The organism is Mesorhizobium sp. M7A.F.Ca.CA.001.08.2.1 (assembly GCF_003998455.1).
In the GTDB taxonomy this organism is placed as follows: Bacteria; Pseudomonadota; Alphaproteobacteria; order Rhizobiales; family Rhizobiaceae; genus Mesorhizobium; species Mesorhizobium ciceri.
In genome coordinates, this window is the sequence record NZ_RZPW01001347.1 from 1 (window position 1) to 721 (window position 721).

The following is a 721-nucleotide window of genomic DNA, read 5'->3' on the forward strand; positions in this document are numbered from 1 at the left end:
GCTCTGTCTCCTGGCAATATATGGCCGAGCCGGAACGGACACGGCTGGCGCGCAACCAGACCAAGATCCTGTCGCAGTTCGCCTATCGCTGCGCCGCGCACGAATATCGCCTGCTGGCGAGCGGCCATGCCCACTTCGTCGTCTACAACAAGCTGATGCCGTGGGACCACCTGGCCGGCGTGCTGATCCATGCCGAGGCCGGCGGCCATGCGGCGCGCTTCGACGGCAGCGCCTATCTGCCCTCGCATCTCGGCGGTGGCCTGCTTGTCGCACCGGACAAGGAAAGCTGGCACGAATTGCGCCGCGAGCTCTGGGCGCAGTAGGATCGATTGCTGCATTAGCCGAAAGCAGTACAATCTCGCGCAAATCCGGAGGCTCTCGAATGAAACCTCGGTTTGCATTTGTCGCGGTGACTCTTGCCGCCGGTCTGTTCGCCAGTTCCCTGGAAGCAAGGTCGCAAGAGCGCAGCTGTCGCAGTACCGATCCCGTCGACACGATAAAGGAGATGTCGGACGCGATCTATGCCTGCTGGAAGCCGCCACCCGGAACCGCGGGCATGTCCCTCACGCTGCGGTTCTCGCTTCGCCGCAACGGCACGCTGATCGGCAAACCTCGCGCCACATATTCCGATCTGGGAACCGATGCCCAGCGCAGCCGGGCCTTCGTGGCATCCATCCTCAGGGCACTCGATGACGCTCTGCCATTGCACTTTTCGGACAGC

General features: G+C 63.0%; 1 protein-coding gene and 1 pseudogene. Both read left to right on the forward strand.

The window, feature by feature from the left end; translation table 11 throughout:
• The coding region (locus EN914_RS37290) for an inositol monophosphatase family protein (protein WP_281034709.1) at positions 1-323 on the forward strand (323 nt) is incomplete at its 5' end.
• 182 nt (positions 324-505) lie between these two features.
• Positions 506-721, forward strand: a pseudogene (locus tag EN914_RS39760) (hypothetical protein); the annotation flags it as partial.